Below are 16173 nucleotides of genomic sequence, written 5' to 3' on the forward strand. Positions count from 1 at the left end.
CTTTCCGGCACCTTCTCCCCCGGTTGCTATAACATAAAGGCTCGATTTCGTATCTTATGATAGCCGCTTTGCATAAGCGGCTATATAGGCTAACGAGATGTATATATGCCCCCCTTCAAGCTGACAGACTTACAGCCGTTCACCCAACTTCGCCACGACCTTCACCGGCAGCCGGAACTTTCAGGCAAGGAAAGCGAAACGGCAGAACGCATTGCCGCCTTTTTGCAGCCATACCGGCCAGACCAGCTTATCCAGGGATTGGGTGGCACAGGCGTCGCCGCCATTTTCCAGGGTGTTGTGCCGGAGGGGCCGGTGGTGCTTTTCAGGGCAGAGTTAGATGCCCTGCCCATCGCTGAATCCAGCGGCGCCCTATATAAATCTGAGCGTAATGGAATCGGGCACCTGTGCGGCCACGACGGGCACATGGCTATCCTGGCAGCGCTGGGAAGCATGCTGCACCAGCAAAAAATGAAGCGGGGCAAGGTGGTTCTTCTGTTCCAGCCAGCCGAGGAGACAGGGGCCGGGGCCTGGGATGTATTGCAGGACGAGCGGTTCGGACGGCATATAAAGCCTGATTATGTGTTTGCCTTGCATAATCTGCCGGGCATGCCCCTGCACCAGGTGGTCATGCGGCAGGAAGTATTTGCGGCGGCCTCCACGGGTATGGTGATTGAGTTGTTCGGCAAATCCTCTCATGCGGCAGAACCGGAAAAAGGGCTAAACCCCGGGCAGGCCATGGCTGAGCTGATCCTTTCATTCAACCGAATCATATCAAAAAAGGAGCAATTCGAAGACCTCACCCTGCTCACGGTCATACACGCCCGCCTCGGCGAAGTAGCCTTCGGCACAAACCCGGGATATGCCACCGTCATGGCTACCCTCCGCTCCTACAGCCCCGAAGATCTCCAAAAGCTGAAGCACCTTGCGCAGCAGGCTGCAGCAGAGGTCGCGGCTAAACACCAGGTGAGGCATGAGCTGCGTTTTGTGGAAGAGTTTCCGGCAACAGTCAACCTTGCGGAGGCGGTTGAACTGGTAAGGCGCGCAGCAGGAAAGTTGTCTCTGGAGGTGCAGGAGGCGGAGCAGCCCTTCCGTTGGTCAGAGGACTTCGGCCATTTCACGCACTTATATAAAGGAGCCCTCTTCGGGCTTGGTTCGGGGGAGTCGCAACCCCAGCTGCACCACGCCGATTTTGATTTCCCGGATGAACTCATCCCGACCGGAGCGGCCCTGTTTTACCAGATCGCTTCCGACATACTGAACGAATAACTCCTTATGCTCCACTCATCTTATATAGAAATAAGTAAATCCGCGCTTCAAGCAAACCTCGACTTTATCAGGCGGCAGGTAGCACCCGGGGTGCAGGTTTCGTCTGTGATCAAAGGGAATGCCTACGGGCACGGCATAGAGCAGTTCGCGCCGCTCGCACAGGACTGCGGCATCGGTCACTTCTCTGTTTTCAGTGCCGACGAGGCCCAACGGCTGCTGCAGTCCCTTACTGCTCCGGCCACTGTTCTCATCATGGGCTATATAGGTAATGCAGCACTGGAATGGGCTGTAGCGGAAGGAATCGAATTCTATGTCTTTGACCTGGACCGGCTGGCAGAGGCTGCCCAGGTTTCGGAAAGGTTAGGCAAGCCCGCGAAGATACACCTGGAGCTGGAAACCGGGATGAACCGGACTGGCTTTGCCCCTGCCGACCTGAATGCTGTGCAAAAAATGCTTCACAAAAACCGCCGGCACCTGGTGCTGCAGGGCTTATGCACCCATTTTGCTGGCGCAGAAAGCTATCAGAACCACGAGCGCGTGCTGACACAGCTCAGTAGATTTCAGGCGCAGCGGCAACGCCTGAGTCAGAGCGGAATTATCCCCAAGCAGCTGCACACGGCCTGCTCGGCGGCGATGATGCAGTACCCGGACACGCACATGGATATGGTGCGCATCGGCATCATGCAGTACGGCTTCTGGCCCAGCCCCGAAACGTACAGCGCTTTCAGGAGCCGGCACCCCGAAAGCCCCGACCCATTGCGCCGCCTGATCAACTGGAAAAGCAGCATCATGAGCCTCAAGCATGTTCCGCAGGGGGAGTATGTCGGCTACGGCACCTCCTTCCAGGCTCCCCGCGACATGGTGCTGGCGATGGTGCCGGTAGGCTACGCCTGGGGCTACAGCCGCACCCTCAGCAACCAGGGGCAGGTACTCCTGCACGGGCAAAAAGCCAATGTGGTGGGCATCGTGAACATGAACGGGATGATGGTGGATGTGACCGATATACCGGCGGCGCAGAAAGGCGATGAGGTGGTGCTTTTAGGAAAGCAGGGCGACCACAGCATTTCGGTCGCCTCCTTTGCGGAACTGAGTGAGCAGCTCAACTATGAGCTGCTTACGCGCCTCCCGCTCAATATCCCCCGGTTTATCATCGACTAACGCTTTAAGCAAAAGCCGGTATATGACAGCCTTTGAGGACTATTAGTTCAGACCTGCATTCTTTCCAAACTCATACCCGCAGTTAAAACAGTAGTTGGCATCTAGCTGGTGGCCCTCCTTGTGGCAGTTGGGGCAGGTGCGGGTTGTGGCTATCTCCCGGTCTGAACGCGCCATCTCTACGGACACAATCCCGGTGGGAACCGCAATTATCCCATAGCCCATCACCATGATAAAGCTGGCGAGTATCTGCCCTAAGGGGGTGACCGGTGCTATATCCCCGTAGCCAACGGTGGTCAGGGTCACGATGGTCCAGTAAATGCTGATCGGGATGCTGGTAAAGCCGCTTTCGGCCCCCTCAATAATGTACATCAGCGACCCCACGATGACCACCACCGTCAGCACCACACCCAGAAAAACCATGATTTTGGTCACACTTGCCCGCAGTGCCCGCGACAGCACCTGGCCCTCGTTGATGAAGCGCGTGAGCTTGAAAATCCGGGCGATGCGGAGCAGCCGCAGTACCCGCACCACCAGCAGGTACTGGCTCCCGATCACTAGCAGGCTCAGGTAAGTGGGGATAATAGAAAGCAGATCAACTATCCCGAAGAAAGAGAAGATATACTTCAGAGGCCTGGGCGTGCTATAGATCCTTAGCAAGTACTCGATGGTAAAGATGATCGTGAAGGACCACTCTAAAAAGCGGAAAAGCGGCAGGTACTGCTGGTTAAGCTCCGAAATACTTTCAAGGGTCACCACCAGCACGCTCGACAGAATCAGCACCAGCAGCACGACATCGAACACCTTCCCTTCCACCGTTTCGGCTTCGAAAATGATTTCGTAAAGTTTCTGGCGGTAAGTGCCCTTCAGTTGGTGTGTCATGTAGCAAGAGGTTGAGCTGCCTGTGAATAACCATTATACGCATATCAGGTTCTGAAACATAGCTTTGAAAGGAGCTATGTCCACTTCTATTCCACCTGCAGCAGCGGCAACTCCTTTTCCAGCACCCTTGTTTCGTTCAGTTCCTGTACCTTTAAGTTGATCTTGCGCCTGTCGCCGGGATTGCAGATGGCCTCCCCGGCATCATGCAGCACCAAAGCGGCATCCTTGTAGAGCACCGGTTTCAGGTGCGGATAGGCCGGAACTTTATAGAGCAGGCTGCGCACCAGGTACAGCAAGCGCAACACGATAGTGGCATCGCCCTTGCCATATAAGCGGATCGGGCTCAGGCACATAGCAGACAGGTCTTCGAATGTTTCATGCTGAAAGGCAATCCTGGCTGCGCCCTTGCTGTCGTAAAGCACCTTTTCATCCGTCAGTTGCATGCGCAGCGCAAACAGGGCACTGAGATACTCAATGGCTTTGAGGGCAGTGCCTGGGTCGTTAATGCCCGGGCTCAGCGCTTTCACGGCGCTTTCGGTAATATGCTTAAAGCCGAAAATGTAATTGACACTTGGCCGCTCCTCCCTATAGAAACTCACATGGCCAAAGAAATTCTCTGTAAACTCCTCCATGTTCTCAAGTCGCCTGCTCACCCGCGCAAAGGGAGTACCCTCCAGGAGGAAGGTGCCCAAAGGCTGTTCAAAGTAAAGCACCACGTCATACTCGCAGCAGATTTCCAGCACAGCGCCCTCGTCCAGGCTTTGCAGGTATCCGGTTTTAGGGCTCTGCAGTGTCTGCCAGTTAGCTGTTTGCGCGAACACATTCGGGATACCCGGCCCCTTGTCACGCTTTATCTCCTCCTTCAGCTTCTTTTGCGTCACGGCATATATGCTGTCCAGGATGCTCTCGATCTGTATAGCCTGCGAAATAGAATGGATGAAATAGACGAAAAAGCCAAGACAGACAATCGTGAAGCACATTGCCAGGAAAACCGAGAACCCGGGCAGCGTGATACTGTAATACTCCGCCCGCACGTTCACCATGATCACCAGGGTATAGATGAGCGTGCCCAGATAAAGGCCCAGCACCCGCTGGTTCGATTTATAGGAAATGAGTCCGGGAATGACGCGGGGCGTAAAATTGGCAGCCGCCTGGTTCAGCACCAGCATCACCATGGTAAAGGAGAAAACGGTCAGGGAGATGATGCCGGTCGTAATGGAGCTGAGTATGAGCCGGGCTGTTTCATGGTTCGTGATGATCATGAAAGGCAGGTCATCCAAAACCCTGTTGCTGAGGCCGTGGGCCTCCAGGTACAGCATCAGGAGCGCAAACGCAAAGAAAAAAACAGAAATGAGGGTGGTATGGAAGCCAATGCTGTTAACGATGTAGGTGTAAGCGAATTTTATCCGGCTGATGATGGTGTTCATGGGCGCGTCTGAGTGCTGCAGTTTAGCAGCTTTATTTGCTCATGTACTTGTACCGGGCCCTATAGGTTATATCGTGTTGCTGCAGCACCGCCGCCGCCTTATATATATGAGGGCTGGCTTTGGTCCTCTCTTTTATCTTTGATGCACGGAGCTGTAAAACAGCCTCTCCCCCTATCTCTTCCTGTAACAATGGAGGAGGCAGGGGGAGAGCCCGCATCTGAGTTTTACCGATCAGTTAATATTTAAGGATAAGCCTTTTCCCGAAGCTAATGTTTAAAAAGTACGCTTTGGGTGATGTTCATCTAATACTCCTATCACCTTCATACGGCGCACAAACCCCTTTTAAAGAACCCACCCCTGCACCTCCAGGGAGGGGAATCCGCAGTCAGACTAAATTTTAAGTGCATAAACCAAATGATATGGGTGTTAAGGAAGGTGTAAATTGCTTCAATATAAGAACACATTCATCCTTCGGTAGTGATAAAGAAGTAATGTTATGCCCTCGCTCGCCTCTGGCGAGTGTGAGTTATCAGGAGGCGTCCCGCCTCGTTTAACTCTATATTATGGTTGCTCAGCGGCCAGAGACCGACCTATAGCTCACACTCGCCAGAGGCGAGCGAGGGCAGCCGTAGCTGTATTTTTGAACCAGCATTACTTCTTTATCACTACCCACCTTCATATATAAAAAAGCCATATATCCGTAAAAAGATTTCCTACTGACCTCCCCTTTTATATAATATATACTTCGTTTCTCCGCTACTATTAAATCAGAGCAGTGGGAGTTGCAGAGGAGTAGTCTCCTGATGCTCTTGCTTAGCTTTTTTGCATGCCGTACAGCAACCTGAACAGGGTTTGCTTTTGTGCTGCCGGTAAGTGAGCAGCGGAATGTGGGTATGGTAGGCTTTCATTTCTATATATGCCTCGCTGAAAAGGCGCTGCATCAGGTAGCTGTCCTGGGTAGCCAGCACCACCAGGTCTGCCTGCTCGCGCTCTGCAAAGCTGCTGATGCCCTCCAGGGTGTCTTCTGCCTCCAGCAGTTGCAGCGAAACCTTCCGGCCGCCCAGTTGCTTTTCGATGCCGGCCTTGGCCTCCTTCATTTGGTTTAGCTGGCCCCGCTCCGCCGCACTGTATACCTGCACCAGCGACATAGCTGCGCCCGCCTGATCCGCAAAATGCTTGATCTGTGCCAGCACCTTCGGGTCTGAGTCGGTGAAGTCGGTAGCGAAAACCAGGTGCTTCATCCTTTTGAAAGGCTGTGCGGTCGGCACGACCATGACCGGACAGCTCACCTGTTCCATAACCCCCGCGGCATTGTTAGCGGCTCCTACTTTGCCTGCCTCCGGGTAAGCCTCCGCCTGCATGAGCACCAGGTCTACACCGGCCTCCTGCACCACCGCTTTCACGCCATCCTTCAGTTTGCCCGGCCGCACGAGGCAGTCGAAAGGCACAGCTGTATTGTTAGTAGGGAGCCTGCCCAGCACCCGCTGCCCCAGCGTGCGGAGATGGCTCAACTTACGGTTTTGCTCAGGAAGCGTGAGTTCTTCCGTGTTCGTTGAATGCAGCAACAGCAGCCCTGCCCCGAACACGGCGGCAAACTGGCCGGCATAGCTAAGCAGCAGTAAGCTTTCAGCCGGTTTGTCGACTGCAATGGGTACCAGTACTTTCTGTAAGGAATTGCTTGTGTCCATGTTTTCTCCAGTTTGATTGTTGCTATATAGGTCTTGTTCTAAGCAATAGGCGCATCAGATCCTCAAATCTTTATTTGATATTTCTGCTTAACAAAGTAGGGCTGGTACCTATATGGGTAGCCTGCCATTTTTTACTCACTTCTGTTAACTTTAATAGATTGCCTGCTGCTACTCTGGTTTGGTGCAGCAGGTAATTTCGGTGGTATGTGCGGTGTGCGTGATTTCCGGGCTCAGGTACGGAATGCCCAGACTTAAACCGCGCATGATAAACAAGATGGCCAGCGTCATGCCTATATAGGGTACCGCCCTGTTAAAGACGCTGCGCATTCTCAGGCTGATCAGTTTGCCGGACAGCGACACCAGGAACATCAGCGGGAAAGTGCCCAGGCCAAAGAGCACCATATAGCCCATGGCCCCGCTTATGCCCGGCGCGCTGATGGCGCCCGCCAGCGCAATGTACACAAAACCGCAAGGCAGCAGGCCGTTCAGCAGCCCCACCATAAACAGGGCCCCCAGGGAGTTCTTCTGGAAGTAAAACCCCAGCTTTTGCCTTACCCAGGTCATTAGTATATCGGTACCCATCATACTGGCATACCGGCCTTTCAAAGTAGCGGGCAAAACGAGCAGCAGGAGTATGAGCAACCCGGACACGATGGAAACGGTTTGCTGCAGGCCCGCCATCTGCAGGGTCTGTCCAAAAGCGCCGGCCAGCGCACCTAATGAGGCATAGGTTACGATACGGCCGCTATTGTACAGGAGCCGGCCAGCATAATAGCGCCAGCCGGAACTCCCGACAAAGGGTAGCGCCATTGCTATTGGACCGCACATCCCGACACAATGAAAACTACCAACTAACCCAAATAAGAAACCAGCCCAGATCATGCCTATTTTACCTGAATGGTTTGCTCTGCGTAATACGATTCACTTTCCGCCGTAAAGCTCACACGCACTTTCCAAAGTCCTTTCTCCAACGCAGCTGCTTCAATCAGCTGGCTCTGGTCGCGGCCTAGCTGCAGGGGCAGTTCCTGGTCCAGTTTGTCGTTTGACGGGCGGAACAGGGTAATCGTGCCGTTCACTGCCTGCCCTTTGAAGCTCTCCGGTAGCTGCAGCAGGATATGCTGCGCTTCCTCGTTGTATGCCATGGCCACATCGCCGGCGGCCTTAGTTCTGCCTACCTTGTTCATGTGGTCCTGGTACTGGATCTCCTGCTCATAGTAGTTCTTGCTCACCAGGTCTACCTCCAGGTTCATCGCTTTATACACGAACATGGCTATATAGCTCATGAACAGCACCATGGCCACGACGATGGCATAGGGCCAGAGGGTAAAGCTTTTGTTTTTATCTGTAGTTGTCATTTTTGTCTTGTTTATGGCTGCTCAAGTTGGATGGTCTGCCGTGTCGCTCCTGTTTTATTCCTATACTACTTCGCCGGGCCCAGGAACTTGGTGTCCTGCGTGGTGATCAGTTCTTCACCGTGGTACACCCCTATCTCTATTTCAGAGTTCAGACCGGTTAACATCTCTTCGGGGATCTCAGTGAAGAACACGCCCTCTACAATCCCCTGGGCTGGCAGCACCAGCTCGTTACCGATCACTTTTATCGTTCCTTCCTTGTCCAGCAGCTTTAGCGTCAGCGGCATTTCGTGGTTGGTTTTGTTGATGACGGAGATGTTGTACAGGTTCTTGATGTGCCCGGCCTCTGTTTTCTGGTAGAGTTGCCCCGGTGTGCGCAGGATCGTTGCCTCCGCCTCATCCCGGGTCAACAGCAAAGTGGTAAGTGCCGTCAGCAGCACAGCCAGCACAGCGGTGTAGCCCATAACACGGCCTGTGAAAAACCTCCATTTCTTGCCCTCGGCTATTCCTTCCTCCGACTCATACCGGATCAACCCTTCCGGCTTGTCTATCATGCGCATGATGTCATTGCAGGCGTCGATACAGGCGGTGCAGTTGATGCACTCCAGCTGCTGCGCCCCGTTCCGGATGTCGATACCAGTTGGGCACACCTGCACGCACTGGTGGCAGTCGATGCAGTCGCCCTCGGTGCGTACCTGATTTTTGCGCAGCTTTCCGCGTGGCTCCCCACGCACATAATCGTAAGCCACCACCACAGTTTTCTTGTCCTGCATCACGCCCTGAAGGCGGCCGTAAGGGCAAACAATGGTACATACCTGCTCCCGGAAAGAAGCAAACACCCAGTAGAACACCCCTGTGAAAGCTATCAGTGAACCAAACCCGGCCAAGTGGTTAAGGGGGCCCTCCGTTACGATCTTCTGCAGTTCGTCTATGCCAATGATATAGGCCAGGAAAATGTTCGCGATGAGGAAAGAGATCAACAGGAAAACAGCTGTCTTGGCTCCTTTCTTCAGGATCTTCTCGGTGTTCCAGGGCATCTTGTCCAGGGCGCGCTGCTTTGTGAAATCCCCCTCAATGGCATACTCAATGCGACGGAACACCATCTCGAGGAAGATCGTCTGCGGGCATACCCAGCCGCAGAACACGCGGCCATATACCACCGTGAACAGGATGATGAACACGACAAGCGCCAGGAAAGCCAGCACCAGCAGGAAGAAATCCTGTGGCCAGAACAGCACCCCGAATATCACGAACTTGCGCTCCACCACGTTCAGCATGAGCAGCGGCAGTCCGTTGATCTTGATGAAAGGCCCTGCGACAAACAGCGCAAGCAGTACATAGCTCACGTATTTGCGGTAGTTGTAGAGTTTGCCTTTCGGCTTTCTTGGATAAACCCAGACGCGTTTACCCTGGTCATCTACAGTGGAAATATGATCCCGAAATTCATCGGTCGGTTTTGCTTTCGTTGCCATGGCAGTGGTAATTTGTGCGGAGATTAGTCCTGCCGGTTAGTGTATGTAAAAATTCAGACCGCAGCGATTGATGCAATCTGCTTTTACAAAATTCCGAAATCTGCCCCCGTTAAAAGATGACCTAAGTCATCTATGATGGTGATTGTCATCAACAACGTCTCAGTTTTGCCACTCCTGCCCCAGCTTTTAATATATGGCTGGCAGCACGGGTTATGTATAAACAAAAAGTTGCAGGCTGTTATATGCCTGCAACCCACTTTGTGGCCTCTACTTCAATTACCTGTATATAGCTGCTCTTCCTTACTCCTTCTCGCCCTGCGGCTCTTTGGCGTTGGCGGGGTTCGTGCCTTGCAGACTCAGGATATAGCTGGACACTTCCAGCATCTGTTCCTTCGTCAGCTTGCCCTGCCAGGGCACCATGCCTTTGGCCGGTACGCCGTACTTCACGGTTTTGAAGATTTCATTTATATCGTCGCCGTGCAGCCAGTACTCGTCTGTCAGGTTAGGGCCTACAGTACCCTGGCCTTCCTGGCCATGGCAGGCGGCGCAGTTAGTGTCAAATATAGACTTGCCGGATGCTAAAGCTGCGTCGTCTGTCAGTACCTCGAAATCTGTAACGGCGTTCGGGTCATCCGGCGTCAAGGCTGCAAGCAAAGCCGCCTGCTCCATCTCCGTTTCGTACTCCTCCGTCTGCAGCGCCCCGGTCCTGAACACGTGGTAGTGCAGCATATAGGCCACCGAAAATACGATCGTCACATAAAACATGGTCTTCCACCAGGGGGGCAGGTCGTTGTCGTATTCCTGTATGCCGTCGAAGTCATGGTGTGAGTGGATCACATCCTTTGCTTTGCCTGTCACGATCGTGGTATCGCCTTTCAGCAGCAACAGCAGCCTCCCGGCAAACGAGTGGCGGAAAGACTCGCTGTAGATCGAGTCGCCCATCATCGGCACAAGCAAGCGGAACAGCATCACCAGAACGACGATGACAAGCAGCACGATGGCCCCTGTCAGGGCAAGCGTGAACAGCAACATAGGCGGCAGGTCCAGGAAGGGGACTTCTTCCACCGCCACCGGTGCCCCTCCGGGCGCACCAGGTGCAGGTGTTGCCGGCACTTCAGCCACCGCTTCAGCAGGCTTTTCGCTTTCAGCTTTTATATAGGCGATGACGTTGGAGATGTCCTCGTCTGAGAGCGAGCCGCCGAATGCCGGCATCGGCACCTTGTTGAACTTCTCAAACAAAACGACGGCGTCTTTATCACCGGCCTGCACCATTTCCTGCGAGTTCTTAATGAAACTGACGAGCCATTCATCGCCGCGGCGCTTGTGGACGTCCTTCAGGGCAGGACCCACGATATCAGCCTCCAGGCTATGGCATGCCGTGCAATTCCCTTCAAAAATGGCCTTTCCGGCAACGGCATCCTGCGCCTGCGCCGCCGGCGAGCCCACCAGGAGCAGGCCGGCCACCAGGGCCAGGCTGCTTTTTCTGAAAATGTGCTTTAATGAGATCATCGTTTCTCTCTGTCTAAAGTGGTCTCCTCGTCTTCGTCGCCGCAGGCAATGCTGCTCATCGTCTGGGCATAGGTCTTGTCCATCAGGGCAACGTACACAATCAGCCCCAGGAAAAACACGAAGAAGATGCTGAATGAGATAAGCGGGTATATTTCGATGCCGTCGATGGCTTGCAATACGTTCTTATACATGTCTATATTTTTTGATGATGGATTCCAGCGATCAGGTGTAGGAGCCTTAGAGGGTTGCTATCTGTCGCCGCACATCTGCCTGCTAATTTTCCTCTTTCACTTTTATATCCGTTCCCAGGCGCTGCAGGTAGGCGATCAGGGCTACGATTTCCTTTTCAGGGGCCACTTCAATGCCTTCTTTAGCCAGGTCGGCAGACACGCCTTTTGCCTGTTGCATCAGCTCTTCGTTGGCGTTGGCGATATATTCGTCTTCGTAAGGCACGCCAAGCTTCTTGAGCACTTCCAGCTTTGTCTGTGTGGTGCTCATGTCCACATCCTGCTCAAACAGCCACGGGTAAGCCGGCATTATAGAGCCAGGCGACATGGAGGTAGGGTCCATCATGTGGTGGTAGTGCCACGAGTGCGGGTACTTCCCTCCCACGCGGTGCAAATCAGGTCCGGTGCGCTTCGAGCCCCACAGGAAATTGTGGTCATACACGAACTCCCCAGCTTTGGAGTACTCGCCGTAGCGCTCGGTTTCGGAGCGGAACGGACGAACCATCTGGGTATGGCAGTTCACGCAGCCCTCCTTTATATATAAGTCGCGGCCCTGCAACTCCAGCGAAGTATAGGGCTTCACGCTGGCAATGGTCGGCACGTTGGACTTGATCACGAAAGCCGGGATGAACTCGACCAGGCCGCCGATCAGGATCGCAACGGTCGCGAAGACAGCCATTTGTGTCGGGCGCTTCTCGATCCAGCTGTGCCAGTGGCCGGCGTTGCTGCTTTCAGTAGGCACCACCACAGGGGCCTCGGTGCGCTCGTTGGCAACCAGCTTACCTGATTTAGCCGTTTTGTACAGGTTGTATACCATCAGGAACACGCCGCTCAGGTAAAGGATGCCACCTACGCCCCGCATATAGTACATGGGCACAATCTGCAGCACTGTCTCCAGGAAGTTAGAGTACTGCAGTGTTCCTTCGGGAGTAAACTGTTTCCACATCAGGCCCTGCGTGAAACCTGCCCAATACATGGGGATGGCGTAGAAGAGAATGCCCAGCGTCCCCAACCAGAAGTGCGCATTTGCCAGCTTCTTGGAGTGCAGTTGGGTTTTATACAGGCGCGGGAACAGCCAGTACAGCATCGCGAACGTCAGGAAGCCGTTCCAGCCTAGGGCCCCCACGTGTACGTGCGCCACGATCCAGTCCGTGAAGTGGGCGATGGCGTTTACGTTCTTCAGCGACAGCATCGGCCCCTCGAAAGTAGCCATCCCGTACGCCGTGATCGCCACCACCATGAATTTCAGCACCGGCTCTTCCCGTACCTTGTCCCATGCCCCGCGCAGCGTCAGCAATCCGTTGATCATACCGCCCCAACTCGGCGCCAGCAGCATGATGGAGAAAACCACACCCAGCGACTGCGCCCAGTCAGGCAGGGAGGTATAAAGCAAGTGGTGCGGGCCGGCCCATATATAGATAAAGATGAGCGACCAGAAGTGAATGATAGACAGTCGGTAAGAGTATACCGGGCGGTTCGCGGCCTTCGGCAGGAAGTAGTACATCAGGCCCAGGAACGGCGTTGTGAGGAAGAACGCAACGGCGTTGTGACCATACCACCACTGCACCAGCGCATCCTGTACCCCGGCATAACCGGAATAGCTCTTGAACAGGTTTACCGGCATCTCATATGAGTTTACGATGTGCAGCACAGCCACCGTCAGGAAAGTGGCGATATAGAACCAGATGGCCACATACATGTGCTTCTCGCGGCGCTTGGCCAGCGTGCCGAACATGTTCCAGCCAAAAACCACCCAGATCAGCGTAATGGCAATGTCAATCGGCCACTCCAACTCCGCGTATTCCTTGGAGGTGGTCATTCCCAGGGGAAGCGTGATGACCGCCGCCACAATGATGAGCTGCCAGCCCCAGAAGTTGATCTTGCTGAGCAGGTCGCTGTACATACGGGCTTTGCAGAGGCGCTGCAACGAGTAGTAAACGCCCATGAAGATGGCGTTGCCCACGAAAGCGAAAATCACCGCGTTGGTGTGCAGGGGCCTCACGCGGCCGAAGGTGGTGTACTGGTTGCCCATGTTCACATCCGGGTTTGCCAGCTGGAACGCGATGATCACCCCGATTAGCATCCCGGCAATTCCCCAGAACACGGTGGCTATCCCGAAATCCCGTACAATCTTATTGTCATAAAAGAACGTGTCGATGATCCCCTGGTCCCTGCCTTTCGGCACTTCCCGGTCGGGTGCGTTCTTTAAGACTTCAGCTACATTAGTTGACATGTGCGGTGTCCTCCATTTTGTTAAAGTGTATGATGTGTTTGTTGTTGATTCTTTCGTTGTTTTCAACCCTACAAAATTGTGAAAGCGCAGGGACTGAAAAGATGATGAAAATCATTTCCAGGATTGATTGATATCAGCAGCAGGAGCAGCCAGGGCATTCGGTTCGCTTACTCTTTCGCTTTAGCCTCTGCTTTCCTGCCCTCGGGAACTTCGTTCTCGAACAGCATCCTGACGGCGGGCGTATAGTCGTCCTCGTACTGTCCGGAGCGCACTGCCCAGAGGAATGCCACCAGAAAAAGAGCGGCTACTGAAACACTTATGGCGATCATCAAAAAGATTATATACATGGCAAGAGCATCTTAGATTTATATATAAATGATGTGGTTCGAGCTTATAGGACCCGCCTTTTCAGCACGCCCCGTGTGCGTGAGGTTCAGAATCCACCAGCCGCTCGAGTGGGCTGCGCCCGCTTAGAGGTCTTTTGTCGTTACAGCCCGGCCCTTTTCGCCGCCAGCCGTACCGAAAGGGTCGCGAACACGATGACGCTGATGGAACTGATGGGCATGAGGATAGCTGAGGCAATCGGCGTGAAAAGCCCTTGCACCGCCAGCGAAAGCCCCACCACGTTGTAGACCAGCGACAGGGCAAAGCTTGCCAGGATAATGCGCATGCTCTTTTTAGAGAACCCGATAAACTTGCTCAGCTTTTCAAAAGCAGTGGCATCCAGAATCGCGTCGCAGGATGGCGAGAAGTTGGTGATGCTGTTGGTGAGCGCGATGCCGGCGTCGCTCTGCTTCAGGGCGCCTGCGTCGTTCAGCCCGTCGCCGACCATCAGCACATGCCGGTGCTCGCTTTTCAGGCGTTGTATATACTCCAGTTTCTGCACCGGCGACTGGTTGAAGTTCAACTCAGCCCCCGTGCCCAGCAACTCTTTCAGCCGGGCCTCCTCATGGTCATTGTCGCCGGAGAGCACCGCTATCTTTTTGTCGCCAAGCTGTTGCAGCACCTGCCGCAGCCCCGCACGATACACGTTGAAAAAGGTATAGTATCCCAGGATCACCCCGTTCACCGAAACATATACCGAGGTATGAAGCGCTTCTTTCACCTTCTCAACCGAAACGCCTATATAGGAAGCAGATCCGATGCGCACCAGCTGTCCGTTCACCTCTCCTTTCAGTCCTTTCCCGGCAAACTCCTTAAAATTGGTCACGGCCATAGTCTCCCCTGACAAGTGCTGGAAAATGCGCTGGCTGAGCGGGTGCGTGGAATGGCGCAGCACAGATTTGATGCTTAGCTGCTGGATTGCCGTCAGCGCTTTCCCGGTATAGGTCAGCTCAGAGGCGCTCGGCTCAGTGAGCGTACCGGTTTTGTCAAAAACGACGGTGTCAATTTTTGCCAGTGTTTCTACCACGGCGGTGTTCTTCAGGTAAAACTTGTTCTTGCCGAAGATGCGGAGCGTGTTGCCATGCACAAACGGGGTAGACAGAGACAAGGCGCAGGGGCAGGCTATAATCAGCACGGAGGTGAAGGCTTTCATGGCCATATCCATGTCACGGGGCACCCAGAACAGGAGCGCACCGGCTGCCACCAGCAGTGTGACGATGATAAACCACTTTCCGGCCACATTCGCATACGACTCCATGCGCTGCCCCTCGTTTTTAGAGAAGACGTTGTCGTTCCAGAGTTGCGTCAGGTAGCCTTGCGACACCTCCTTCACCACCTCCAGTTCCACGCTTTCCCCCACCTGGCGTCCACCCGCATAAATCACCTCGCCCACTACTTTCTCCACCGGCTCCGACTCCCCGGAGACGAAACTATAGTCGATGAGGGCACTGCCCTGCAGCAGCATCGCGTCTGCGGGGATCAGTTCCTGGTTACGGATGCGGATGCGGTCTCCGACCTTCAGGTTGCGCACCGCCACCGCCTCTTCTTCCCCCTGCTCCCGCAGCACCGTTACCGACACAGGGAAATATGAGGTATAGTCCCTGTCAAATGAAAGCGTGTCGTAGGTCTTCTGCTGGAAGTACTTCCCGATGAGCATGAAGAACACCAGGCCGGTAAAAGAATCGAGGTAACCGGGACCGGAACCGGAGACGATCTCAAAGGTGCTCACGCAGAACAATGCCAGCAGCCCCGTTGCAATCGGTATATCGATGTTGACCATGCGCTGCCGGATGCCCTGCCAGGCGGAAGTGAAGAAGCCCCGGGCGCTATAGAAAAACACGGGCAAGGACAGCAGCAGGCTCAGGTACCCGAAGAATGGACCATAGTCCCGCTGTACCTCCTCGCCCAGCGCCAGATAATCAGGGAAGGCCAGCAGCATGACGTTGCCGAAGCAGAAACCAGCGATGCCCAGCTTATAGGTGAGTGCGTTGCTTTGCTTGCGCTGCTTCTTCCCATCCGTGTCAGCGAGTGTGATCGCGGGTTCATAGCCAATGCGCGCCAGCAGTTGCACCACTTCACGAAGCGATGTTTTCTGATGATAATACGTGAGGGACACTTCCTTGCGCAGGAAATTCACGGTGGATTCCGCTACGCCCGGGTTAAGCTTGAAAAGGTTCTCCAGCAGCCAGATACAGGAGCTGCAGTGCATCTGCGGTATATAAAAGGTGAGTTTGCAGATGGCATCGCTCCGAAAGCTGATCAGTTGCGCCTCCACCCCGGCATCGTCCAGGTAAGCAAAGCGCGACTCCGCTAACGGCTTTTTGCCAGTGATACCCGGATTTTGTTCCAGGTTATAATAGGTGCAGAGGTTGTTCTCCTCCAGCAACTCATATACGGTCTTGCATCCGGTGCAGCAAAATGCCTTGTCGTCTGCTTCTATCAGCTCATCTATGCAGCTGTCACCACAGTGGTAGCACGTCTGAACATTGGGTTGGAGTGCGGTTTCCATCTCAATTTCATTTATAAGGTCCTGTACAAAAGTAGCGGAAGCCCTACCAGCGAAAGATGACGGAAGTCA

General features: G+C 54.1%; 13 protein-coding genes. 2 read left to right on the plus strand and 11 right to left on the minus strand.

Features of this window, described 5'->3' with window-relative positions; translation table 11 throughout:
• Nucleotides 1-105: 105 nt before the first annotated feature.
• Both ABD920_RS24255 and alr read left to right on the plus strand, forming a co-directional pair.
• Complete coding sequence (locus tag ABD920_RS24255) at nt 106-1266, plus strand: amidohydrolase (RefSeq protein ID WP_345163503.1); 1161 nt, start codon at nt 106-108, stop codon at nt 1264-1266.
• 6 nt (nt 1267-1272) lie between these two features.
• Entirely contained in the window at nt 1273-2424 is a 1152-nt protein-coding gene (gene alr / locus ABD920_RS24260; protein ID WP_345163506.1) for an alanine racemase, read from the plus strand.
• A 42-nt stretch (nt 2425-2466) separates the two neighbouring features.
• On the opposite strand, the gene ABD920_RS24265 is transcribed toward alr, so the two are convergent.
• The 11 genes from ABD920_RS24265 to ABD920_RS24315 form a co-directional block, all read right to left on the minus strand.
• Nucleotides 2467-3303: an ion transporter gene (locus ABD920_RS24265; protein ID WP_345163509.1), complete on the minus strand. Its 837-nt coding sequence runs from the start codon at nt 3301-3303 to the stop codon at nt 2467-2469.
• A gap of 86 nt (nt 3304-3389) precedes the next feature.
• Nucleotides 3390-4730, minus strand: a complete 1341-nt coding sequence (locus ABD920_RS24270; protein WP_345163510.1) for a DUF2254 domain-containing protein — start codon at nt 4728-4730, stop codon at nt 3390-3392.
• 767 nt (nt 4731-5497) lie between these two features.
• Nucleotides 5498-6418: a universal stress protein gene (locus ABD920_RS24275; protein WP_345163512.1), complete on the minus strand. Its 921-nt coding sequence runs from the start codon at nt 6416-6418 to the stop codon at nt 5498-5500.
• 168 nt (nt 6419-6586) lie between these two features.
• Complete coding sequence (locus ABD920_RS24280; protein WP_425568694.1) at nt 6587-7228, minus strand: sulfite exporter TauE/SafE family protein; 642 nt, start codon at nt 7226-7228, stop codon at nt 6587-6589.
• A gap of 74 nt (nt 7229-7302) precedes the next feature.
• Nucleotides 7303-7773, minus strand: a complete 471-nt coding sequence (locus tag ABD920_RS24285; protein ID WP_345163518.1) for a FixH family protein — start codon at nt 7771-7773, stop codon at nt 7303-7305.
• Between the two features lie 65 nt (nt 7774-7838).
• The gene (ccoG, locus tag ABD920_RS24290) at nt 7839-9242 is read right to left on the minus strand and encodes a cytochrome c oxidase accessory protein CcoG (protein ID WP_345163521.1); all 1404 of its coding nucleotides are present in this window, start codon (nt 9240-9242) and stop codon (nt 7839-7841) included.
• Between the two features lie 300 nt (nt 9243-9542).
• Nucleotides 9543-10751, minus strand: coding sequence for a c-type cytochrome (locus ABD920_RS24295; protein ID WP_345163524.1), 1209 nt, complete (start codon nt 10749-10751; stop codon nt 9543-9545).
• On the minus strand, nt 10748-10942 hold the full coding sequence (locus ABD920_RS24300; RefSeq protein ID WP_345163527.1) for a hypothetical protein: 195 nt from the start codon (nt 10940-10942) through the stop codon (nt 10748-10750). Before ABD920_RS24300 ends, ABD920_RS24295 begins: the two co-directional genes overlap by 4 nt.
• An 82-nt stretch (nt 10943-11024) precedes the next feature.
• Nucleotides 11025-13211: a cytochrome-c oxidase, cbb3-type subunit I gene (gene ccoN, locus ABD920_RS24305; protein WP_345163530.1), complete on the minus strand. Its 2187-nt coding sequence runs from the start codon at nt 13209-13211 to the stop codon at nt 11025-11027.
• Between the two features lie 167 nt (nt 13212-13378).
• A complete protein-coding gene (ccoS, locus tag ABD920_RS24310; protein ID WP_345163533.1) occupies nt 13379-13558 on the minus strand; it encodes a cbb3-type cytochrome oxidase assembly protein CcoS in 180 nt (59 codons plus the stop codon).
• A 140-nt stretch (nt 13559-13698) separates the two neighbouring features.
• Nucleotides 13699-16104 (minus strand): heavy metal translocating P-type ATPase, encoded by a 2406-nt coding sequence (locus tag ABD920_RS24315; protein ID WP_345163536.1) that lies wholly within the window; start codon nt 16102-16104, stop codon nt 13699-13701.
• Between the last annotated feature and the right edge of the window lie 69 nt (nt 16105-16173).

The organism is Pontibacter saemangeumensis, from assembly GCF_039541895.1.
In the GTDB taxonomy this organism is placed as follows: domain Bacteria; phylum Bacteroidota; class Bacteroidia; order Cytophagales; family Hymenobacteraceae; genus Pontibacter; species Pontibacter saemangeumensis.

Bases quoted from the DNA above. Each gene is read 5' to 3' on its own strand.
- ABD920_RS24255 (WP_345163503.1), top strand. From the start codon at position 106: ATGCCCCCCTTCAAGCTGACAGACTTACAGCCGTTCACCCAACTTCGC.
- alr (WP_345163506.1), top strand. From the start codon at position 1,273: ATGCTCCACTCATCTTATATAGAAATAAGTAAATCCGCGCTTCAAGCA.
- ABD920_RS24265 (WP_345163509.1), bottom strand. From the start codon at position 3,303: ATGACACACCAACTGAAGGGCACTTACCGCCAGAAACTTTACGAAATC.
- ABD920_RS24270 (WP_345163510.1), bottom strand. From the start codon at position 4,730: ATGAACACCATCATCAGCCGGATAAAATTCGCTTACACCTACATCGTT.
- ABD920_RS24275 (WP_345163512.1), bottom strand. From the start codon at position 6,418: ATGGACACAAGCAATTCCTTACAGAAAGTACTGGTACCCATTGCAGTC.
- ABD920_RS24280 (WP_425568694.1), bottom strand. From the start codon at position 7,228: ATGGCGCTACCCTTTGTCGGGAGTTCCGGCTGGCGCTATTATGCTGGC.
- ABD920_RS24285 (WP_345163518.1), bottom strand. From the start codon at position 7,773: ATGACAACTACAGATAAAAACAAAAGCTTTACCCTCTGGCCCTATGCC.
- ccoG (WP_345163521.1), bottom strand. From the start codon at position 9,242: ATGGCAACGAAAGCAAAACCGACCGATGAATTTCGGGATCATATTTCC.
- ABD920_RS24295 (WP_345163524.1), bottom strand. From the start codon at position 10,751: ATGATCTCATTAAAGCACATTTTCAGAAAAAGCAGCCTGGCCCTGGTG.
- ABD920_RS24300 (WP_345163527.1), bottom strand. From the start codon at position 10,942: ATGTATAAGAACGTATTGCAAGCCATCGACGGCATCGAAATATACCCG.
- ccoN (WP_345163530.1), bottom strand. From the start codon at position 13,211: ATGTCAACTAATGTAGCTGAAGTCTTAAAGAACGCACCCGACCGGGAA.
- ccoS (WP_345163533.1), bottom strand. From the start codon at position 13,558: ATGTATATAATCTTTTTGATGATCGCCATAAGTGTTTCAGTAGCCGCT.
- ABD920_RS24315 (WP_345163536.1), bottom strand. From the start codon at position 16,104: ATGGAAACCGCACTCCAACCCAATGTTCAGACGTGCTACCACTGTGGT.